The organism is Solwaraspora sp. WMMD1047 (assembly GCF_029626155.1).
Taxonomy (GTDB): Bacteria; Actinomycetota; Actinomycetes; order Mycobacteriales; family Micromonosporaceae; genus WMMD1047.
The window spans coordinates 4622807-4643482 of sequence record NZ_JARUBL010000001.1; the positions used below are offsets into that span (position 1 = coordinate 4622807).

Annotated in this window: 18 protein-coding genes and 1 riboswitch; of the genes, 6 read left to right on the plus strand and 12 right to left on the minus strand. The window is 72.1% G+C overall.

Annotated elements, in window-relative coordinates; genetic code table 11:
- Positions 1-691: 691 nt before the first annotated feature.
- On the plus strand, positions 692-2233 hold the full coding sequence (locus O7627_RS21005; protein WP_278095208.1) for a GH1 family beta-glucosidase: 1542 nt from the start codon (positions 692-694) through the stop codon (positions 2231-2233).
- Positions 2234-2320: 87 nt separating this feature from the next.
- Positions 2321-3325 (plus strand): phosphotransferase, encoded by a 1005-nt coding sequence (locus O7627_RS21010; protein WP_278095209.1) that lies wholly within the window; start codon positions 2321-2323, stop codon positions 3323-3325.
- A 34-nt stretch (positions 3326-3359) separates the two neighbouring features.
- Here O7627_RS21010 and O7627_RS21015 read toward each other — a convergent pair whose 3' ends face one another.
- The 3 genes from O7627_RS21015 to O7627_RS21025 all read right to left on the minus strand — a co-directional run bounded on the left by O7627_RS21015 (position 3360) and on the right by O7627_RS21025 (position 8019).
- A complete protein-coding gene (locus tag O7627_RS21015; protein ID WP_278095210.1) occupies positions 3360-3782 on the minus strand; it encodes a roadblock/LC7 domain-containing protein in 423 nt (140 codons plus the stop codon).
- On the minus strand, positions 3779-6508 hold the full coding sequence (locus O7627_RS21020) for a nitrate- and nitrite sensing domain-containing protein (protein ID WP_278095211.1): 2730 nt from the start codon (positions 6506-6508) through the stop codon (positions 3779-3781). Before O7627_RS21020 ends, O7627_RS21015 begins: the two co-directional genes overlap by 4 nt.
- 98 nt (positions 6509-6606) lie before the next feature.
- A complete protein-coding gene (locus tag O7627_RS21025; protein ID WP_278095212.1) occupies positions 6607-8019 on the minus strand; it encodes an FGGY family carbohydrate kinase in 1413 nt (470 codons plus the stop codon).
- 254 nt (positions 8020-8273) lie between these two features.
- Here O7627_RS21025 and O7627_RS21030 point away from each other — a divergent pair, with 254 nt between their 5' ends.
- Entirely contained in the window at positions 8274-10184 is a 1911-nt protein-coding gene (locus O7627_RS21030; RefSeq protein WP_278095213.1) for an anthranilate synthase family protein, read from the plus strand.
- 124 nt (positions 10185-10308) lie between these two features.
- On the opposite strand, the gene wrbA is transcribed toward O7627_RS21030, so the two are convergent.
- The 6 genes from wrbA to O7627_RS21060 form a co-directional block, all read right to left on the minus strand.
- Positions 10309-10929 carry an NAD(P)H:quinone oxidoreductase gene (gene wrbA / locus O7627_RS21035; protein WP_278095214.1) on the minus strand — a complete coding sequence of 207 codons (621 nt, stop codon included), beginning with the start codon at positions 10927-10929 and terminating at the stop codon, positions 10309-10311.
- Positions 10930-11044: 115 nt separating this feature from the next.
- A complete protein-coding gene (locus tag O7627_RS21040; protein WP_278095215.1) occupies positions 11045-11380 on the minus strand; it encodes a hypothetical protein in 336 nt (111 codons plus the stop codon).
- Positions 11381-11552: 172 nt separating this feature from the next.
- Complete coding sequence (ugpC, locus tag O7627_RS21045) at positions 11553-12752, minus strand: sn-glycerol-3-phosphate ABC transporter ATP-binding protein UgpC (protein ID WP_278095216.1); 1200 nt, start codon at positions 12750-12752, stop codon at positions 11553-11555.
- A gap of 11 nt (positions 12753-12763) precedes the next feature.
- Positions 12764-13603, minus strand: a complete 840-nt coding sequence (locus tag O7627_RS21050) for a carbohydrate ABC transporter permease (RefSeq protein ID WP_278095217.1) — start codon at positions 13601-13603, stop codon at positions 12764-12766.
- A complete protein-coding gene (locus O7627_RS21055; protein ID WP_278095218.1) occupies positions 13603-14589 on the minus strand; it encodes a sugar ABC transporter permease in 987 nt (328 codons plus the stop codon). The genes O7627_RS21050 and O7627_RS21055 overlap by 1 nt, the downstream gene beginning before the upstream one ends.
- Entirely contained in the window at positions 14586-15839 is a 1254-nt protein-coding gene (locus O7627_RS21060; protein ID WP_278095219.1) for an ABC transporter substrate-binding protein, read from the minus strand. Before O7627_RS21060 ends, O7627_RS21055 begins: the two co-directional genes overlap by 4 nt.
- Positions 15840-16242: 403 nt before the next feature.
- On the opposite strand from O7627_RS21060, the gene O7627_RS21065 reads away from it, so the two are divergent.
- The 3 genes from O7627_RS21065 (at position 16243) to O7627_RS21075 (ending at position 17501) form a co-directional block, all read left to right on the plus strand.
- Positions 16243-16671: a hypothetical protein gene (locus O7627_RS21065; RefSeq protein WP_278095220.1), complete on the plus strand. Its 429-nt coding sequence runs from the start codon at positions 16243-16245 to the stop codon at positions 16669-16671.
- A gap of 88 nt (positions 16672-16759) precedes the next feature.
- Positions 16760-17035, plus strand: a complete 276-nt coding sequence (locus tag O7627_RS21070) for a hypothetical protein (protein WP_278095221.1) — start codon at positions 16760-16762, stop codon at positions 17033-17035.
- Positions 17036-17100: 65 nt separating this feature from the next.
- Positions 17101-17171, plus strand: a riboswitch (guanidine-III (ykkC-III) riboswitch).
- A 15-nt stretch (positions 17172-17186) separates the two neighbouring features.
- On the plus strand, positions 17187-17501 hold the full coding sequence (locus tag O7627_RS21075) for an SMR family transporter (RefSeq protein ID WP_278095222.1): 315 nt from the start codon (positions 17187-17189) through the stop codon (positions 17499-17501).
- 15 nt (positions 17502-17516) lie between these two features.
- On the opposite strand, the gene O7627_RS21080 is transcribed toward O7627_RS21075, so the two are convergent.
- From O7627_RS21080 to O7627_RS21090, 3 genes are all read right to left on the minus strand, one after another.
- The gene (locus tag O7627_RS21080; RefSeq protein WP_278095223.1) at positions 17517-18281 is read right to left on the minus strand and encodes a hypothetical protein; all 765 of its coding nucleotides are present in this window, start codon (positions 18279-18281) and stop codon (positions 17517-17519) included.
- A 112-nt stretch (positions 18282-18393) separates the two neighbouring features.
- Complete coding sequence (locus O7627_RS21085) at positions 18394-19572, minus strand: CaiB/BaiF CoA-transferase family protein (protein WP_278095224.1); 1179 nt, start codon at positions 19570-19572, stop codon at positions 18394-18396.
- A 76-nt stretch (positions 19573-19648) separates the two neighbouring features.
- Positions 19649-20581 carry an LLM class F420-dependent oxidoreductase gene (locus O7627_RS21090; RefSeq protein WP_278095225.1) on the minus strand — a complete coding sequence of 311 codons (933 nt, stop codon included), beginning with the start codon at positions 20579-20581 and terminating at the stop codon, positions 19649-19651.
- Positions 20582-20676: the final 95 nt, after the last annotated feature.

Genomic DNA, 20676 nt, shown 5'->3' on the forward strand with positions numbered 1-20676 from the left:
GGAGCACGCCGGGGTTTCACCGAGGTTGGCGAGATGTTTCGATCTTATTTTGGGTCTTTCACAAACCCGTGACGCGGGTTACAGTCCAACCAACGTCGATGGGAGCGCTTCCATTGACAGTGATCCAAGTGATGGAACACCCTGTGCTACGCGCAACCTAGCGTAGCTCCGGGGAATCAGCCACAGGGCTGACGGTGGGCCAGCCCGGACTCCACCGCCAGCCACCTCACCACTGTCGAGAGGAGGTGGAACCAGAGCCACTCGCGTGGCCCGGCTCCCGCGCGGCACGCACGAGATTGGACCCAACTCCGCTCGTACGTGTTTGTAACTGATGGTGGGGACGGGGGTTGCCCTCCCCGTCCCCACGCTAACCCCCCGGCAACAACGGGAGAATCGGTCTTCCGGTCCGGCGTTGCGCGCCCGACCGGCCGACCTACCGCGTCATCGGCACCGGCCGCTGTACCCGCCGGGACCTGCCGGTCCCACCGCGGCTTCGGCGGCCCGCCCCATCCGAACGTTGTCGGGTGGCAGCCGTGAGCACCGTGCACGTGGGGACGGGCGATGGACGAGGCCCAGACCCGACATCGCCACCGAACAAGCCCTTCGCAACGCCCCGGTGGATCGCTACCCTCGATGGGAGCGCTCCCGGGCACCGATGTGAAGGGGCCCCACTCACGAGGAGACTTACCAGATGTCCGTACTGACCCGGCGGCACCTGCTGCGCCGCGCCGCGCACTCCGCCTCCGCCGCCGCGCCCGGGACGCCCGCCGGCGGCCCGGTCGGGACCGCCACCACGCCCGCGCCGGCAGCCGGCAGCCGGCCCGACGTGGCAGCACCGGCCGACGGCCCCGAAGCGGGACTGCTCGGCGTAGGTGATCCGGGACGCGAGCCGGAGGCCGACCCGGAGGCGTCGCTGGGGCTGCGCTTCCCCGACGGCTTCGCGTGGGGCGCGGCCACCTCGGCGTACCAGATCGAGGGCGCCGCGAAGGACGACGGCCGCGGCGAGTCGATCTGGGACACCTTCAGCCACACCCCGGGGCGCACCCACGGTGGCGACACCGGCGACATCGCGGCCGACCACTACCACCGGTACGCCGGCGACCTGGACCTGATGAAGGAGCTGGGCCTGCACACCTACCGGTTCTCGATCGCCTGGCCGCGGATCCAGGCCGACGGCACCGGCACCCCGAACCAGCGCGGCCTGGACTTCTACCGGCGGCTGGTGGACGGACTGCGCGAACGCGACATCACCCCGATGGCCACCCTGTTCCACTGGGACCTGCCGCAGGCGCTGCAGGACGCCGGCGGCTGGGAGTCCCGGGACGTGGCGTACCGGTTCGCCGACTACGCCGACGCCGTCTTCCAGGCGCTGGGCGAGGACGTCCCCACCTGGCTGACGATCAACGAGCCGAAGACCGTGGTGCAGAACGGCTACCTCAGTGGCCGGCACGCCCCCGGGCACCGCGATCCCGAGGCCGCGTACCTGGTCGCCCACCACCTGCAGCTCGCCCATGGCCTGGCGGTACGGGCGCTGCGGGACACCGGCAGCGCCAGCCGGATCGGCCCGGCGCTGAACCTGCACCCCTGCTACCCCGCCGACGACAGCGACGCCGCCCGGGAGGCCACCCGGCTCTACGACGGCTACGAGAACCGGCTCTACCTCGACTCGATCTTCTACGGCAGCTACCCGGCCGACGTGCTTGCCGACCTCGGCCCGGACAGCCGGCTCGCGCGCGGCATCCGGGACGGCGACATGAAGCTCATCTCGGCGCCGGTGGACGTGCTCGCCCTGCAGTACTACACCCCGATCTACGTGACCGGCGAGGGCACCACCGAGCAGAAGTGGCCGACGTCGGAGGCGTTCTGGCAGCAGCTCTACCCGGCCGGCATGTACGACACCCTGACCCGGGTGACCCGTGACTACGGCGACGTCCCGCTCACCATCACCGAGAACGGGCTGCCCACCCCGGACGTGCTGGCCGCCGACGGCACGGTGGACGACGCCGGCCGGATCCGCTTCCTGCGCGACCACTTCGCCGCCGCCCACCGCGCCATCGCCGACGGCGTGCCGCTGGAGAGCTACCACGTCTGGTCGCTGATGGACAACTTCGAGTGGGACGAGGGCTACCAGGAACGCTGGGGCCTGATCTACGTGGACTACCCGACACAGCAGCGCACCTTCAAGCGCAGCGCGCACTGGTACCGTCGCGTGATCGCCGCGAACTGCGTCTGACATCCACACCGCCGGCCGCACCGGGGCGGGCAGCGACCCGCCACGTACCCGCGCACCTTGAGCGTTCCCGCTCCCCCTGGAGGATCTGTGGAGAGCCTGACCAGACGGCGGATCACCGAGGACGAGCTGCGCGCCCTGGTGCGGCACGGTTTCGGCGGGACCAGGATCTCCCGTTGGCACGAACTGACCGGAGGCACCTTCAACGCCGCCTACTGGGTCCGGCTGATCGACGGCACCGAGCTGGTGTTGAAGGTCGCCCCGCCGCCGGACCTCAAGCTGCTCACCCACGAGGTCGACCTGATGCGCACCGAGGTCGACTTCTACCGGCGGGCCGGCCGGGCCGGGGTGCCGGTTCCCCAGGTCGAGCACGCCGGCTTCGACCGTTCCCTTGTCGGCAGTGACTTCGTGTTCCTCAGCCGGGTGTCCGGGGTCGGGCTCGACAGCGTCCGCGACGACCTGGCACCGGCCGGCCTCGCCGCCGTGCGCGCGGAACTCGCCGGACATGCGGCCCGTCTGCACACGATCACCGGACCGGCGTACGGCTATCCGCTGCGCGACAGCCGGACCTGGCAGCCGACCTGGCGGGCCGCGTTCGGGGCGATGGTCGACGACATCCTCGCCGACGCCACCCGGCTCGGCACCGTACTGCCGGCCGGTCCCGACCGGATCGGCGAGCTCCTGCGCCGGCACGCCGACCTGCTCGACGACGTCACCCGGCCGGCGCTCGTGCACTTCGACCTCTGGGACGGCAACGTCTTCGTGACCCCGGACGGGGCCGGCGGCGCCCGGGTGACGGGCTTGATCGACGGCGAACGGGCCTTCTTCGGCGACCCGGTCGCCGAGCTCGTCTCACTGGCGTTGCTGCGTGACATCGCCGACGAGCCGGCGATCCTCGCCGGATACGCCGAGGTGGCCGGTCCGGAGCGGATCGAGTTGACCGGATCGGTCCGGCGACGCCTCGCGCTCTACACCAGCTATCTCTACCTGATCATGATCGTGGAGGGCAGCCCGCGCGGCTACGTCGGCCCCGAGCGGGCCGAGTTCGAGGACTGGCTCCGGGACCTGCTGGCGACCCAGCTGAGCCAGCTCTGACCGTCGCCCAGCGCGGCAGCACCCCCGGCCCGGCTCAGCGCGGCAGCGCCTGCTGGAGTTCCGCTCGCAGCGCCGGGGTGAGCATCTCGCCGGCCTGCTTCGCCAGCCGCGCCATCTCGTAGCCCACCACTCCGATGTCCGCCTCGGCGGCGGCCAGGGTGGCCAGGATCGAGCCGTCCCGGACCTGCATGACCAGGAAGAACCCACGGCCCATTTCGACCACGGTCTGCTTGACCACGTCGCCGTCGAACATCTGGGCGGCGCCGACGGTGATGCTCATCAGCCCCGAGGTGACCGCCGCGAGCTTGTCGGCGTGGTCGCGCGGCAGGTGCTCGGAGACCGCGATCAACAGCCCGTCGGCGGAGACCACGATGGCGTGCGCCACGCCGGGTACGCGTTCGGTGAACGCGCTCACCAGCCAGTTCAGGTCCTTCGCCTCTTGACTGAGTGTCGTCACGGTTGCTCCTCTTCGCTGCGCGCGCCGGCGGGCGCCATGGGCATAACGATGGTCTCCTCGGCCTCGGCACGCCGCACGCCCCCGTAGAACCGGGACAACATGCCGCCGACGGCATCCGGATCCGGCTCGGGTGGCAACGGGGTGGCGCTCGGCGGCGCGGCCTGTGCCCCGGGAAGCTGGGCCATCGGCACCCGTGCCGGCAGGCCACTGGGCTTGATCCCGCCGGTGACCGGCACCGCTGGCGGTGCCGGCGTGGCCGGCAGCAGCGGCGCCGGCACGGTCGGCCGGCCCTGGCCCGGCCTGGACCACCAGGTGCTGCCGGTGGTGGTCGGGGTCATCCCGGTGGCGGTGGCCAACACGTCCTCGGCCCGGGTGGGCACCTGCCGAGGCGGGGTGCGCTGGGCCGGTGCCGGTGCCGGTGGCCGGCCGGCGACCGGCAGTGCCGGCAGGCCCACCGGCACGGCGCCGTTGCCGACGCCGACCCCCAGACCGACATCCCCGGCGGCCGCACCGCTGAAGTCACCGGCGGCCGCACCGCTGACGCGCCAGGCGACTCCGCCGCTGAGGCCACTGGCGGCCGCGCCGCTGAGGCCACCGGCGGCCGCGCCGCCACTGACTCCTGGGCCGGCAGCTGCGGCGCTCAGGTCCGGGCCGGTGCCGTCGGCGACCGCGCCGGTGGCAGCGGTCAGCCGACGCGGGGACGGGTCGGCCGGATCCTCCGCCGGAGCCGGAGGCGGGGCCAGCACGGTGGTCGGCAGCCAGATCACCGCGACCAGACCTCGTTCGGCCGGCCGCAGCTGGACCTGGATCTGCTGCCGGGCCGCGAGGTGACTCACCACGAAGAGGCCCATCCGCTCCGAGGCCGCAACGTCCGCCACCGCCGGCTCGGCCAGTAGCGCGTTCGCCTCGTCCAGGGCGGCCGTGCTCATGCCGAGCCCTTCGTCACAGATCTCGATCACCGCCGAACCGGCGCTGTGGGCGCGACCCGACAGCAGCACCGAGGTGTCCGGCCGGGAGAAGGCGGTGGCGTTCTCCAGCAGCTCGGCGAGTAGGTGCACCAGGTCGGCTACGGCATGCCCGACGATGTGCAGGTGGTCGTCGACCTGATGCCGGACCCGCTGATACTGCTCGATCTCGGCAACCGCGGCCAGCATCACCGTGGAGAGCGAGACCGGCCGGCTCCACCGGCGGTTGGCCTCCGTGCCGGCCAGCACCAGCAGGCTGTCGTCGTTGCGTCGCATCCGGGCGGCGAGGTGGTCCAGCTTGAACAGGTTCTCCAGCTGGTCCGGGTCCCCCTCGTCCCGCTCCAGCTCGTCGAGCAGCTCCAACTGCCGTTCCACCAGGACCTGGCTGCGGCGGGCCAGGTTGACGAACATCGCGTTGACGTTGCGGCGCATGACGGCCTGCTCGACGGCGACGCTCACCGCGCTGCGGTGCACCGCGACGAACGCCTCGGCCACCTCCCCGATCTCGTCCATCGAGCGGACCAGCGCCGGCGACACCTCGATCTCGGCCACCCCGGTCCGGACGGTACGCAGCCGCTCCAGCGCCTCCGGCAGCTCGATCTGCGCCACCTGCAGTGCCTGGCCCCGCAGCACCCGCAGCGACCGGGCCAGCGACCGGGCCACCACGATCGAGCCGACGAGGGCGATCAGCAGCACCGCGAGCACCGCCCCGGCGGTCAGGATGGTGCGGTTCAACTGGCCGGTGCTGCGGTTCTCCGCCTGGTCGATGGCGTCGGCCAGCACCGTCGTCTCGACCTGCCGTAACAGCTCCTGCCGCTGCTCGCTCGCCGCCCACCACGGGCCCGCGTCGAGCACCACCGGTGCGGCCTCGCCGCTGGCCACGGTGCCCTGCTCGAGCTGGGTGGCGGCCACGAAGTCCGGGGTCGTGGAGAGCTGGTCGAGGCGGCGCACCTGGATCTCGGTCGCCGAGGCCCGGAAGTCGGCCAGCGCGGTGAGCTGCTGGGCGCGCAGGTCGGTCAGCTCGACCAGGTCGTCGGGGGCGTACTGGCCGGCCCGGGCGGCCGCGTAGAGCTGGCCGCGAATCCGGGAGGCGGTCTCCTTGACCCGGGCGAACTGCACGTGCCGCAGCACCGCGTCGGTGAGCTCCGGCTCGTCGGCGCCCGGCGACGGCTCGGCCAGCAGCGTCAGCAGCGACTCGATGGCCCGGTTGTAGTTGCTCAGCACGGCGTTGGCGTTGAGCACCGCCGCGGGCAGCGCCGCCCGCACCTCGGGCAACTCGGCCAGCAGCTCCTCGGCGCGGGAGTAGGAGATCCGCCAGGAGGCGTCGGTGTCGGCCAGCGGCTGCGCCGCCCGCCGGAACTCGGCCAACGCGCGGTCCACCGCGTCGTGCGCCGGGCGCAGCGCGGTGACCGCCTGGCTCGGCTCGCCGCCCCCGGCCCCCAACGCCGCCAGTTCACCGGCGGTACGGTCCCGTTCGTTCTGCAGTTCGTGCACCAGCACGCTGACGTGGCCGGCGACGCCGACCTGGTCGGAGAAGTCGCCCAGCAGGTCGGCCTGGCCGAAAAGGGTGGCGGTCTGCGCTCCGGCGAGCACGAGAAAGGCCAGCGACGGTACGACCAGCACGGCGCCGAGCTTGGTGCCGATCCGCCAGTCCCGCGGTCGCAGAGGCGAGCGACGGCGGTGCGGTACCACCCGGACGTCGAGGCGGCGGCGACGATGGCGGGACACGGCACCGTGCGACGGATCCGGGGCAGCATCCACCATGCCTCCTCGATTCCTCGATGCCGGACGCGCCGAGGAGCGGAGTCCATCCAAATCAGGCATGGTGTCGCTGTCAACGGCCCTGCCTGCGGCGCGACTCACGAAGGATACTGTGGGCGGGCAGATCCTGTCGCTGTCGCCGACTCGCCCTCATCCGTCCGGACGATGCGATAGCGGCCGGCTGCGTCGCTATGCTGGCCCGTTGCCAGCAGCGCCGCGCCGGTCGCGCCGATCTCTGGATCACTCATGTAGTTGACCTGACGCGGCGCGAGCGCGACCGCGAAGGACCGCCGCCACCACCCGGAGGCCGCGACCGCGCCGCCGCCGAGCACGACCTCCACCGAATGATCCAGCGTGGATTCGATGTCGGCAACCCCCTCGGCAACCTGCCGGCACAGCGCCGCCATCAGGCCGGCGAAGATCTCGACGGCGGTGGTTCCGAAACCGATCTCGCCGAGTTCCCCGCTGCCGGCCGGCGCCAGGCCGGGCGGCCGGTCGCCGCCGAGCCGGGGGTCGGCCCGGATACCACCGCCGGGTGGCACCAGCGCCAGGGCGGCGTCCAGCGCGGGCCCTTCGGGCAGGCGCAGCTCCCGGCGCGCCCAGGCGAACAGGTTCCCGCCGGCAGAGTAGGCGCAGCCGGTGACGACGTGGTCGTGGTCGACCCGGTACCGCCAGAGTCGCTGCGGCAGCGGCGACAGGTCCGCGTGCGCGGGCGCCGGCTGGACCAGCCGGACCGCCGCCGAGGTGCCGACCGTCACCGCCGCCCGGCGGCTGTCGGCACAGCCGGAGCCGATGTTCGAGGCGGCGCCGTCGCCGGCGGGCGGCGCCCACTCGGCCTCGCGCAGGGCCGGCCAGCGGCGGGCGAACTCGGGCCGGAGCCGGCCACGCCACTGTCGGGGGGCGAGATCGGGCAGCTCGCCGGGTCGGACCCCGGCCAGGTCGCAGGCCTCCGGATCCCAGTCGAGCCGGCGCAGGTCGAGCAGGCCGGTCCCGGACGCCTGGGACACCGACATCGGCGACTCGGTGAGCAGCAGACCGAAGATGTACTCGACCAGGCCGGCGAAGCGCATCGGGGTGCCGGACCCACGCTCGCGCAGCCAGGGCAGCCGCATGTTCCAGTAGAACCGGTGCCACCAGGCGCCGGTTCGTTGGTGGAAGGCGTCCTCGTCGGCCGGTCCGGCGACCCCGGTCGCCGGTGTCGCGCGGGTGTCCAACCAGGTCAGCACCGGGCCGGTCGGCGCGCCGCCGGGGTCCAGCGGCACCAGCGAGTGCCACTGCGCGGCGGTGGCGACCAGTCCGACATTGTTCAGGTGGCTGCCGGCGGCCAACTCGTCCAGGCACTCGATCAGGGCGGCGAGGTAGCCGGGGCCGTCGAGCGTGCCACTGCCGTCGTCGCCGAGCTGAACCCGGACCCGCCGGCGGGCCAGCGCACCCGGCCGCGGCGCCGCGGCCTGGTCGAGCACCAGGCCCCGGACCGACGAGGTGCCCAGGTCGAGAGCGAGAATGTCCATCGCCGGACACCGTACCCGGCCGGTCGGTCGTCCGAACTCACCGGCGCCTTCGGGTGGCTACCGAGCCGAACCCCTTCCCCGGCCGCCCCCGATCTCGTACCCTTCGGTCATGCTCGCGCGACTCAACTTCTGGTGGCCCGCCATCCCGGCGGCCAACCTCCGCGCGTAGCCATCCACGCGGCCGCCTCTGGCGGCCGCGGGCGCTCCTCGCCCGCCGACCGCCCACCGGCGGCCCCGAGCCGAGGACTGACGCCATGACCCTGCACGACCGGCTGCTCACCGATGCGTTGAGCGGCACCGATCCCGGCCCGTTCGCGCTGATCCGGCGCGACGGCAGCGACCACGTCGAGGTTTTCCGCGGCCCGGTGGGCACCGCCGGCCGGCTGGCCGACCTCCCACTCCCGGCTGCCGGCGCCGGGCCACGCACGCTCGCGCTGGTGCCGTACCGGCAGATCGCCGAGCGCGGCTTCGCCTGCGTCGACGACGGTCTGCCGATGGAGTACCTGACCATCGCCGAACACGGCCGGGCGGACCTGGCCGACGTGCTCGCCGCGCTGCCCGACGTCGGGGTCCGGACCGCCCCCGGTGCCGGTTTCGACATCTCCGACGAGGAGTACGCCGAGCTGGTCGGCCGGGTCCTGCGCGAGGAGATCGGCCGGGGCGAGGGGGCCAACTTCGTCATCCACCGGACCTTCCGGGCCGTCCTCGACGGGCCGCCGCTGGCCGGTGCGTTAGCCGCGTTCCGCCGGCTACTCACCGCCGAACGCGGGGCGTACTGGACGTTTTTGGTGCACACCGGGACCCGCACGCTGGTCGGGGCGAGTCCGGAGCGGCACGTCAGCGTCGAGGACGGGCTGGCGATGATGAACCCGATCAGCGGCACCTTCCGGCACCCGGGCGGGCCGGCGGACCGGGCCGCCCTGCTGCGTTTCCTCGCCGATCCGAAGGAGATCGACGAGCTCTACATGGTGCTCGACGAGGAGCTGAAGATGATGGCCACCGTCGCCGAGCACGGCGGCCAGGTGGTGGGCCCGTACCTGAAGGAGATGTCGCAGCTCGCGCACACCGAATACCTGCTCGCCGGCCGGAGCTCGCTGGACGTCCGCGAGGTGTTGCGGGAGACGATGTTCGCGCCGACGGTGACCGGTAGCCCGATGGAGAACGCCTGCCGGGTGATCGCCCGGCACGAGCGGCGCGGGCGACGCTACTACTCGGGGGTGCTGGCGCTGCTGGGTACCGACGACGCGGGCCGGCAGACCCTCGACGCGCCGATCCTGATCCGGTCGGTGGAGATCTCCCCCGCCGGCGAGCTGCGGGTGCCGGTGGGCGCCACGCTGGTCCGGCACTCCACCGCCGAGGGCGAGGTGGCCGAGACGCACGCCAAGGCCGCCGGGGTGCTCACCGCGCTCGGCCTGCGCCCCGGCCGGCCGGCGGCGGAGCCGGGGCCGACCTCGGTGGTGGCGCGGTTGGCCGACGATCCGCTGGTGCGGGCCGCCCTCGCCGCCCGCAACGACCGGCTGGCCCGGTTCTGGCTGGAGCAGCGGCGGCCGGGAGCGGAGGCCCGACCGGGGCTGACCGGGCGCACCGCGCTGATCGTGGACGGCGAGGACACCTTCACCGGCATGCTGGCCCACCAACTGCGGGCTCTCGGGCTGACGGTGGCCGTGCGGCCCTGGCAGCGGCCGGGCGACCCGGCCGGGTACGACCTGCTGGTGGCCGGGCCGGGGCCGGGCGACCCGGGCCGCACCGACGACCCCAAGATGGCCGTCCTGCGCCGGCTCGTCGGCGAGCGGCTCGACGCCGGCCGGCCGCTGCTCGCCGTCTGCCTCGGCCACCAGATCCTCAGCGGTCTGCTCGGCCTGCGGTTGCACCGCCGCAGGTCGCCGTACCAGGGGCTGCAGCGGGAGATCGACCTGTTCGACCGCCGGCGCCGGGTCGGCTTCTACTCGACCTACACCCCGCTGTCCGACGCCGCGGAGCTGGCCAGCGGATTCGGGCCGGTGCGGATCTGCCGGGACCCGGTCGACGGGGCGGTCCACGCGCTGCGGGGGCCGTTCTTCGCCGGGGTGCAGTTCCATCCGGAGTCGGTGCTCAGTACCGACGGGATGGCGGTCCTCGCCGAACTGCTCGGCGAGCTGTTGCCGGTGGGCACGCTGCGGTCGTGACCGGCCGCCGATTCGGTGCATGGCCGGGACCCGGCGGGGTAGCACTGTAGACGCCGACGGTCCGGACGAGTTGAGAGCCCTCGCCCGGACCGTCGGTCCGTCCATGGTCGGTGCGCCGGGCGGGTCAGCCCTGGCGCAGGCCGTGCCGCAGGGCGGTGGCGATCTCCACCGCCCGGCGGGCGGTGAGCGCCGTCGCGCCCAGGGCCAGTTCGTCCGGTGGCACCTCGCCGTTGTTGCTGGTGTGCGAGGCGCCGTACGGGTTGCCGGCGACGAACTGGCTGTCCTCCACGTAGCCGGGGGTGACCACGATCCCGCCCCAGTGGTAGAAGACGTTGAACATCGACAGCAGCGTCGCCTCCTGCCCGCCGTGCGAGGTCGCCGTCGAGCAGAACCCGGCGAACACCTTGTTCACCAGCGCGCCCCGTCCCCACAGCGGACCGCTGCTGTCCATGAACTGCTTGAGCTGGGCGGCCATCACGCCGTAGCGGGTCGGCGTACCGAAGATCACCACGTCGGCCCAGTCCAGGTCGTCGAGCTCGACCTCCGGAACGTCCTGGGTTTCCAGGCGGTGGGCGTGCCAGCCCGAATTCGAGCGGACCGCCTCCTCCGGTGCCAACTCCCGGACCTTGCGCAGGCGTACGTCGGCGCCCGCCTTCGACGCCGCCTCCTCGGCCGCCCGCGCCATCTGGTACGTCGTGCCGGTCGCGCTGTAGTAGATCACCGCAGCCTTGGTACGGTCAGCCATCGGGCACCCCTCTCGAGTTCACGTCCCTTTTGTCCCGGGAAGCACGTACCCGATCCTTGCGGTGACAAACAAGCGGGCCGCCCGGTCTTCACCGAACGGCCCGCTTGCCTCGCGATCAGCTCGCCCGGTGCTCCGGTGCGGCCAGGTCGACCGCCGGGAGGCCCGCGCCGGCCGGCCCGAGGTCGTCGACGTACCAGTCGATCAGCTCCTGGTCCGCGCCGGCCGCCAGCAGCAGGTCGACCGCGTTGATGGCGTACCAGTTGTCGGCTGTGGCGTGCCGGGCCGCGGCCTCGGCGAGCAGCTCTGGGTCCGTCGAGACCTGGGCCAGCTCGGTCAGGGCCTGCGACCTGGTGAAGCCCTCCCGAAGGCCACCGGCGTGGTCGGCGGTGATGTCGTACAGACGGCTGACGGTCGCCCGGCGGGCGGTGGCGTGGCTCTGGTTGCTGAACACGCCAGCCATTCTATCGAACACCTGTGCTAATTTGCGCGGACATCCCCACCGCCGGCATGACCACCACCACCTTCAACTCGGACCAATAATGGTATCCGGTTGATCACTTAATGTCCCGGAAGCGACGCCGGACAAAGGTGAAGGCATTTTCACTCATGCCGTACGGTGCGAGTCAGCCGGTCGGGTCCACCCCCTCCGCGAGGGTGAGGTTGCGGCCGTCGGCCGGGTCGAACAGGTGAATCTTCTCCAGGTTGAACCAGACCCGCCGGTTCTCCCCCTCGCGCACGGACGACTCCGCCGAGAGCCGGGTGACCAGATTGGATCCGCTGCCCCCCAACTCGTCCGCCCCGGCGTCGGCGGCCAGCTCCTCCAACTCGGCGGCGCTGGCCCGCTCCCCCTCCACGGTCAGGTAGACGTACTTGTCCGAGCCCATCGACTCGACGATGTCGACCGGCGCCTCGAACTCCATTCCGCGGGCCCGGGTCTCGTCGTCGACAAGGGACGCGTCCTCGAAGTGCTCCGGACGGATGCCCAGGATCAGCTCCCGGGGCGCGTCGGCACCGGAGAGCTGCTGCCGTACCCGGTCGTCGATCGGCAGCTCGCCCACGGCGGTGCGCAACCTGCCGTCGTCCACCGCGGCGTGCAGGAAGTTCATCGACGGCGAGCCGATGAAGCCGGCGACGAAGAGGTTGCGCGGGTTGTCGTACAGCTCCTGCGGCGGGCCCACCTGCTGGACCGCGCCACCCCTCATGATCACGACCCGGTCGCCGAGGGTCATCGCCTCGGTCTGGTCGTGGGTCACGTAGACGGTGGTGGTGCCGAGCTGCTTCTGCAGCCGGGAGACGACCGTCCGCATCTGCACCCGCAGCTTCGCGTCCAGGTTGGACAGTGGCTCGTCCATCAGGAACGCCTTCGGGCTGCGGACGATCGCCCGCCCCATCGCCACCCGCTGCCGCTGCCCGCCGGAGAGGTTGGCCGGCTTGCGGTCCAGCAGCGCGGTCAGCTCCAGCACCTTCGCCGCCTCGCTGACCTTCTGCTCGATCGTCGCCTTGTCCAGCTTCGCCAGCCGCAGCGGGAACGACATGTTCTCCCGCACGGTCATGTTCGGGTAGAGGGCGTAGGACTGGAACACCATCGCGATGTCCCGGTCCCGGGGGGCCTTGTCGTTGACCCGTTGACCGCCGATGCGCAGCTCGCCGGAGCTGATGTCCTCCAGCCCCGCGATCATGTTCAGGGTGGTCGACTTGCCGCACCCCGACGGGCCGACCAGGATCACGAACTCACCGTCGGCGATCTCCAGGTCCACCTCGCGGACGGCCATGGTCCCGTCCGGGAACTTCTTGCTCACCTTGTCCAGCACGATGTCAGCCACGACTCACCCACCTAACCCTTCACTGCGCCCGACGTCAGGCCGGAGACGATCCGGCGCTGGAAGAACAGCACGAACAGAATGATCGGAATTGTGATCACGACGGCCGCGGCGGAGATCGCCCCGGTCGGGTCCTCGAACTGCGACTCGCCGGTGAAGAACGACAGCGCCACCGGCACCGTGCGGGACCGCTCGGTCGAGGTGAGCGAGATCGCGAAGAGGAAGTCGTTCCAGCAGAAGATGAAGACCAGGATCGCGGTGGTGAACACCCCCGGCGCCGCGAGCGGGGCGATCACCCGCCGGAACGCCTGCGCCTGGGTGGCGCCGTCCATCTTCGCCGCCTTCTCCAGGTCCCACGGGATCTGCTTGAAGAACGCCGACAGCGTGTAGATCGCCAGCGGAAGCGCGAAGGTGATGTACGGCAGGATCAGGCCGGGCCAGGTGTCGAAGAGCCCCAGGCGTCGCTCGATCTCGAACAGCGGCGACACCAGCGACACCTGCGGGAACATCGCGATCAGCAGGGAGACCCCGACCAGCGCGCGCTTGCCGGGGAAATCCAGCCGGGCGATCGCGTACGCCGCCATCGTGCCGAGCACCACGGCGATCGTGGTGGCGATGAGCGCGATGCCGATCGAGTTGATCAGTGCCCGGACGAACTGGTCGGTGTCGAAGATCGCCCGGTAGTTCTCCAGCGTCCACTCGCGGGGGATGAAGTTGCCGTCGGTCAGGGTGCCCGGGGTCTTGAACGACAGGGAGGCGATCCAGAGCACCGGGATCAGCGCGAAGACCACCACCACGAGGTCGAGCAGTCCCCAGCGCCATTTGGTGGCGGAGGTGGTGTCCAGCGCGGCCATCAGCGCCTCCCTTCATCGGCGCTGCCCGGGGCAGCGGTGCCGAACAACTTCACGAAGATGAACGCGATGATCGCCACGGTCAGGAAGATCAGCACCGACATGGTGGAGCCGATGCCGAGGTTCAGGCCGCGCATCAGGTTGTTGTAGGCCAGCATCGACACACTTGAGGTCTCGTTGGCCCCGGCGGTCAGCACGTAGATGTTGTCGAAGACCCGGAACGCGTCCAGGGTCCGGAACAGCAGCGCCACCAGGATCGCCGGCTTCATCACCGGCAGCATCACCTTGACGAACCGCTGCCAGGCGGTGGCGCCGTCCATCGACGCCGCCTTCAGCAGGTCCTCGGGAACAAGTGCCAGGCCGGCCAGCAGCAGCAGCGCCATGAACGGGGTGGTCTTCCAGATCTCCGCCAGCATGATGATCGCCAGCGAACTGGCCCGCTCGGTCAGCGGCGCGCCGTCACTGAACAGGTTCGCCAGATACCCGGTGTTCGGCGTCCAGGCGTACCGCCAGGAGAACGCCGCCACGACCGTGACGATGCCGTACGGGATAAGCGCGGAGGTGCGGACCAGGCCGCGCCCCACGATGGTGCGGTGCATGATGATCGCGAGGCCCATGCCGAGCACCAACTCGACCGCCACCGTGACCACGGTGATCAACATGGTGACCCCGAAGGCGGTCCACCAGTACTCGTTGCTCAGCACCGTGACGTAGTTGGCCAGCCCGACGAACTCGCGCTCGTCCGGGAACTTCAGGTCGTAGCGCTGCAGCGACAGCCAGACCGAATACAGGATCGGGTACGCGGTGACCGCCACCATCACGAAGGCGGCCGGCGCGCAGAGCAGCCAGCCGAGCCGGCGTTCGGCCCGCTTCCCCTCGCTCAGCGGCGCCTTGCCCCGCTTCGTCGGGGTGGTCCGGTCGGTGTTTTCGGTCCGTTCGGTCTCCTCGATGGTGACCTCGGACCCCAGTGGCGTCCCACTCTGAGTCACGGCAGCACTCCCTTCGACTCCAGCGCGTCCTGGGTCGATTCGCGCAACTCGTCGGCGGTCTGCTCGGGCTCGATCGCGGACGGCGGCGACAGCGTCGCCGACATCACCGTCGAGATGTTCTGGTACGCGGGCGTCCGCGGCCGCACCGCGGCATCCCGCAGCTCCGCCAGGATGGTGTCCTTCATCGGGTACGCCTCGGTCATCTCCGGGTCGGCGTAGATGCTCTCGATGGTCGGCGGCACCCCGTCATTGATCGCCGAGAACTTCTGGTTCTCGGCGTTACGCAGGCAGGCGGCCGCCTCGAAGGACTCCTCCGGGTGCTCCGAGTAGCTGCTGACCGCGAGGTTGACCCCGCCGATGGTGACCTTGCTCGGGGTACCGGCCTCGATGCCCGGGTAGCGCGCCCAGCGGACCTGCTCGGCGAGCTGCGGGTCGGCCTCCTGCAGCGCCGGGTAGACGAACGGCCAGTTCAGCTGGAACGCGCCCGCGCCGGACTGGAACGCCAGCCGGACCTCGTCCTCGACCGCGTTGGAAAACGACGGCGCGGTGACGCCGGCGGTGGCGAACCGCTTCAGCTGCTCCAGGGCCCGCACGGCGCCCTCGTCGAAGACCGCCTCGGTCCCCTCGGAGTTGAGAATCTCGCCGCCGGCGCTGGCGACCAGGGTGTTGTAGAGGACGACCAGGCCCTCGTACTGAGCGCCCATGGTGAGCACCTGGTACGGCTGGCCCGCCGCCTTGAGATCCAGCGACATCTGGATCATCTCGTCCCAGGTGGTCGGCGGCTGCTCGACCAGGTCGGTGCGGTACCAGAGCAGCTGCACGTTCGTGTTCTTCGGCGCCGCGAAGAGCTTGTCGGAGTAGCGCGCCGTCTCCAGCGGGCCCTCCAGCGTGCCCTCCTCGACGGCGGCGGCCCGCTCGCCGGTCCATTCCAGGATCCACTCGGCGCTGGCGAACTCCTGGGTCCAGGTCACGTCCAGACCGAGCACGTCCATGCCGGTGTCCTCGGCCGCGAGCCGGCGGACCATCTGCACCCGCTGGTCGTCGGCCTGCCGGGGCAGCACCCGGTACGCGATCTCGTACCGGCCGCCGGCCTCGGCGTTGCAGTTGTCGACCACCTGCTGGAGGTTCTGCTCCGGCGGGTAGTAGAGGTTGATGGTGGGTACGCCGCCGTCCCCGCCGGAGCCACAGGCCCCCAGCGGTACGACGACCAGAGCCGCGACCCCGGCCGCCATGGCGGTCCGGGCCCTCATATCGGATCCTCGCCCATGTTCGCCTAGCCCTCCTCCGAGCACAGCCGGGGCGGGTCCGTGCCCCGGCGCACGGCGACCGCTCGGCCGTCGCGCCCGGTGACCGGGCCGGCGCCGCAGCGTGTCGTGCGGAACCACTGCCCAAACGCCCAGGTGACGAAACCTGGCGGTAACGAAGCCAGTTATAACGACATGTAGCCGTATATACTCTGATTACTGTGATTGCCGACGGGCCGTCGCCGCCGGACGCGCCCTGGCGCGGCGGGGTGGTACTCCCGGACCGAATCCTCGATCCACAGTGGGATTCCGGCAGGCCGGCCGGGTCCGCTACGGTGGTCGGTAACCTTCCGGCCCAGCAGGTCGCCGTCGCCGCCGACAAGCTCTTCATGTTTGAGGAGGTGCCGTCGTGCAGGACACCCAGGCCCTCACGCTGTCGTTCGAGGTCAATGGACTGCCCCCGGTCCGGACCGAGGCGCTGTCGATCTTCTCCGCCGGGCACCGGCAGGCCGGCCGGGTCCGGACCCTGCTCGAAGCCGCCTGCGCGGCGGCCCAACAGACCGGGTGGATCCCGCTGGCCGAGCCGGTCGAACTCGACGTGGTGCTGCGCTGCCCAGCCGAACACCACAGCTACGACGCCGTCACCCTGCTGGGCGGAATCGGCGCGGTGCTGCAGGACAAGCGGCGGGTCGCCAGCGTCGCGCTGGCCCACCTCGGCGCGCTCGCCGACGTCGCCCTCTACCTCGACGACCGACAGATCCGCCAGCTCACCTACCGGGAGGAGCCGGCCGACGCCCCGTCGTACCTGGTCCGGGTCGCCGCGCTGCGCCCGGGCTGACAGCCGGCCCCGGCGGTTTGAGCTGGCGCCGGGCGGGGGTATCGCCAGCCACGACGGCGGGCGGCGCCGGACGCGACCGAGGAGTGCCATGTCGGAACCACACGTCACGCTCGACCCGGACGGGCTCGGGCCGACGGAGCGCAAACTGCACGGGCCGTTGGAGGACCAGCTCACCTCCGCGCTGCGGGCCGCCACCGAACGGGTCCGCGAGCAGTACGCCGGTGAACCGGTCGAGCAGGTCTGCCAGCAACTGCTCGACGAGACCCGGCGCGGGCTGCACCCCGACATCGCCCACGGCTTCACCCCCCACATGGACGAGTTCTGCCGGGTGGCGGCCGCCATCGTCGACGGCCGGGCGGGCTGACCCCGGGGCTGGTGACCCTGGCCACCGACGCTTGTCCGCGGCCCCCCGGCGGCTAGCCTGGGATCAGACGGCCGCCGTCCCGCGACCGTCCCGGACGAGTTGCGTGCCGTACCCGGCCCCGCAAAGACGGCGCGCGCGAGGATGATTCGTCATGTTCTGGGCCGTTCTTGTCATCTCCGGCATGCTGGAAACCATCTGGGCGGTGGCGCTCGCCAAGAGCGCCGGCTTCACCCGCCCCGTCCCGTCCGCCGTCTTCGGGGTGGCGCTGCTGCTGAGCATCGCCGGGCTCGGGTACGCGCTGCGGGAGATCCCGGTCGGCACCGGCTACGCCGTCTGGGTCGGCATCGGCGCCGCCGGCACCGCGCTGGTCGGCATGCTGGTGCTCGACGAGCCGGCCAGCCTGGCCCGGCTGCTCTGCCTGCTGTTGGTGGTGGCCGGCGTGATCGGTCTCAAGCTCACCCACTGACGGCGGCGCCCGCCGTCAGCCGTGCCGGACGTCGAACGCGATCACGTGTCTGCCGTCGCTGCGGGTCAGCTCCAGGACCCGGACCCGCAGCGCCTGGTCCGAGCCGGCGGCGACCCGCAGCCCCAGACCGTAGGTCAGGTAGCCCTCGAAGTCGCCACCGAAGCCGTAGCCGCGCAGGGTCGGGAACCTCAGCGCCGGGTCGGGCGAGTCGGCGACGGTCCAGCGGCCCCGCTCGTCGTGCGCCTGCGCCTGGACGAACCGGATCCGCAGGAACGCGTTGCCCGGCAACTCCACGGTGTCGCCGGTCCCCTCGGCCCGGACCCGGTCGACGTAGCCCAGCTCGTAGGAGGGGAACCCGCCCCGGAAATAGAAGGAGATCCGGCTGTACGCGGGCCGCTGGCCGCCGTGGTCGGCCGCGTTGATCGCCACCAGCCAGGGCAGCGGCGGTGCCGGCGGGGACGCCACCGGCGGGCGTACCGGGTGACGGATCAGGACCGGCTCCGCCGGCACCCCCCACGGGTACGCGGTCCGGAAGGTCACCGGGTCGTCCCGCCCGCCGGCCGGGGTGGTCCCCGGATCGCGCGACGACCCGCCGGCCGGTTCGACGATCGGCGGTCCGGAACCGGTCGGGCCGGGCGGGGCGGCGGGACTGGACACGGTGGTGTCCGGCGGGCCGTCGGACCTCCGTTCGACGGACGCCGGACAGCCGGCGGTTAGCAGGACGGCGGCCCCGGCGACCAGGACGGCCGCCCACGACAGCGGTGGGCGATGAGTTCTCATACCGGTCCGACGCGCCGGACGCCCACCCGGTTTACCCCCGCCGCCTTTCACATTTTCGCAGCTCAGGACGACAACTGAGCGCCGGCGGCGACGAGGCGCGGCCGGCTACGGCTCAGTCGTGGTGCGTGACGACCGCGCCGGTGGCCAGCCAGCTCTCGGCGTCGGCCACCGCCCAGTCGGCGAGCACCGCGCGGCTGTGCTCGCCGGGCAGCGGCGGGGCGCCCCCCGGCGCGGTCGGGGTGGCCGAGAACCGGGGCGCCGCCGCCGGTTGCCGCACGCCGTCGCGGTCGACGTAGGTGCCACGGGCGGCCAGGTGCGGGTGGTCCGGCGCCTCGGTCAGCGCCAACACCGGCGACACGCAGGCGTCGCTGCCGGCGAAGACGTCCGTCCACTCCGCCCGGGTACGACCGGCGAAGGCGGCCGCGATCCGGGTCCGCAGCGCCGGCCAGCCGGCCGGGTCGTACTGGTCGTCGGGTGCCACCGCGTCGGCGAGCCCGAGCAGCCGGAGGAACTCGGCGTAGAACTTCGGCTCCAGTGCGCCGACGGCCATGTGCTCGTCGTCGGCGGTCCGGTAGACGTCGTAGAACGGCGTGCCCGAGTCGAGCAGGTTGCCGCCCCGGGTGTCCCGCCACGCCCCGCCGGCGAGCAGGCCGGAGATCATCGTGGTCAGGTGGGCCACCCCGTCGACGATGGCGGCGTCCACCACCTGGCCGCGCCCGCTGCGCTCGGCCTCCCGCAGCGCGGCCAGGACGCCCACCACCAGATAGAGCGCGCCGCCACCGAAGTCGCCGACCAGGTTCAGCGGGATCTGCGGCGGCCCACCGGCCCGGCCGATCGGATGCAGCGCCCCGGCCACCGCGATGTAGTCGATGTCGTGACCGGCGGTGCCGGCCAGCGGCCCGTCCTGCCCCCAGCCGGTCATCCGGCCGTACACCAGGGCCGGGTTGCGGGCCAGCACCTCGGCCGGCCCGACCCCGAGCCGTTCGGCGACCCCCGGCCGCCAGCCCTCGATCAGCACGTCCGCCCGCTCGGCCAGGGCCAGCACCACTTCGGCGCCGGCCGGCTGCTTCAGGTCGACGGCGATCGAGCGCTTGCCCCGGTTGAGCAGGTCGACCCGGGGGTCGGCCGGCAGCCGGAACACCGGGTCGACCCGGTCCACCCGCACCACGTCGGCGCCGAGGTCGGCCAGCAGCATCGCCGCGAACGGCGCCGGTCCGAGACCGGCCAGCTCCACGACGCGCAAACCGCCCAGCGGCCCTCGGGCGGCCGCCCCGGCACCCGACGACGACATATTGCCTCCTACATCACCCCGGCGGTGGCCACCGGTAACCGGGGCGCCGTGCCCCAAGGAGCTGGGGGCGGGACGGTCAGCGCAGTTGCGGGGCCACCTCGGCCGCCACCAGCTCGACGTGGTCGAGATCGGCCAGGTCCAGCACCTGCAGATAGATCCGTTCGGAGCCGATCTCGGCGTACCGGCTGATCTTGTCGACCACCTCGGCCGGCGTGCCGGCCAGACCGTTCTCGCGCAGCTCGGCCGGGTCCCGGCCGATGGCCTCGGCCCGCTTGGCGACCTCGGCGTCGTCGCGCCCGCAGCAGAGCACCAGCGCGTTGGACAGCCGCAGGCTGTCCGGGTCCCGCCCGCCGCTCGCGCAGGCGGCGCGGACCCGCTCGAAGAGGGTGGCGGAGCCGTCGAGGCCGACGAACGGCACGTTGAACTCGTCGGCGTACCGGGCGGTCAGCTTCGGGGTCCGCTTGGCGCCCTTGCCGCCGAGCAGGACCGGTGGGCGAGGCCGCTGCACCGGCTTCGGCAGGGCCGGCGAATTGGTGAGCTGGTAGTAGCGGCCGTCGTAGTCGAAGGTGGCGCCGGCCGGGGTCTCCCACAGCCCGGTGATGATCGCCAACTGCTCCGCAAGCCGATCGAACCGCTCCCCCACCGGCGGGAACGGGATGCCGTACGCGGTGTGCTCCGCGTCGTACCAGCCGGTTCCGATGCCGAACTCGACCCGACCGCCGCTCATTTCGTCGACCTGGGCGACGGCGATCGCCAGCGGCCCGGGCAACCGGAAGGTGGCGGCGGTCATCAGGGTGCCGAGCCGGATCCGGCTGGTGTCGCGGGCCAGCCCGGCCAGCGTCGTCCAGGCATCGGTCGGCCCCGGCAACCCCGACCCGTCCCCCATCGCCAGGTAGTGGTCCGAGCGGAAGAACGCGTCGTAGCCGGCGTCCTCGGCGCATCGGGCCACCGCGAGCAACTGCTGGTAGCTGGCGCCCTGCTGAGGTTCGGTGAAGATCCGCAAGTCCATCCGCCGAGCATAGGACGGCCGCCGCCCGGCGCGGGCGCCGCCACCACCGGCGGCTGCTCCCGGCTGTTCCTCGGCGCCCGGCTGTTCGTTGGCGC

What these genes read in the sequence shown, in the direction of transcription:
- O7627_RS21030 (WP_278095213.1), top strand. Translation starts at nt 8,274, where the DNA reads ATGACCCTGCACGACCGGCTGCTCACCGATGCGTTGAGCGGCACCGAT.
- O7627_RS21060 (WP_278095219.1), bottom strand. Translation starts at nt 15,839, where the DNA reads ATGAGGGCCCGGACCGCCATGGCGGCCGGGGTCGCGGCTCTGGTCGTC.
- O7627_RS21080 (WP_278095223.1), bottom strand. Translation starts at nt 18,281, where the DNA reads ATGAGAACTCATCGCCCACCGCTGTCGTGGGCGGCCGTCCTGGTCGCC.
- O7627_RS21005 (WP_278095208.1), top strand. Translation starts at nt 692, where the DNA reads ATGTCCGTACTGACCCGGCGGCACCTGCTGCGCCGCGCCGCGCACTCC.
- O7627_RS21050 (WP_278095217.1), bottom strand. Translation starts at nt 13,603, where the DNA reads ATGGCCGCGCTGGACACCACCTCCGCCACCAAATGGCGCTGGGGACTG.
- O7627_RS21085 (WP_278095224.1), bottom strand. Translation starts at nt 19,572, where the DNA reads ATGTCGTCGTCGGGTGCCGGGGCGGCCGCCCGAGGGCCGCTGGGCGGT.
- O7627_RS21075 (WP_278095222.1), top strand. Translation starts at nt 17,187, where the DNA reads ATGTTCTGGGCCGTTCTTGTCATCTCCGGCATGCTGGAAACCATCTGG.
- O7627_RS21025 (WP_278095212.1), bottom strand. Translation starts at nt 8,019, where the DNA reads ATGGACATTCTCGCTCTCGACCTGGGCACCTCGTCGGTCCGGGGCCTG.
- O7627_RS21090 (WP_278095225.1), bottom strand. Translation starts at nt 20,581, where the DNA reads ATGGACTTGCGGATCTTCACCGAACCTCAGCAGGGCGCCAGCTACCAG.
- wrbA (WP_278095214.1), bottom strand. Translation starts at nt 10,929, where the DNA reads ATGGCTGACCGTACCAAGGCTGCGGTGATCTACTACAGCGCGACCGGC.
- O7627_RS21070 (WP_278095221.1), top strand. Translation starts at nt 16,760, where the DNA reads ATGTCGGAACCACACGTCACGCTCGACCCGGACGGGCTCGGGCCGACG.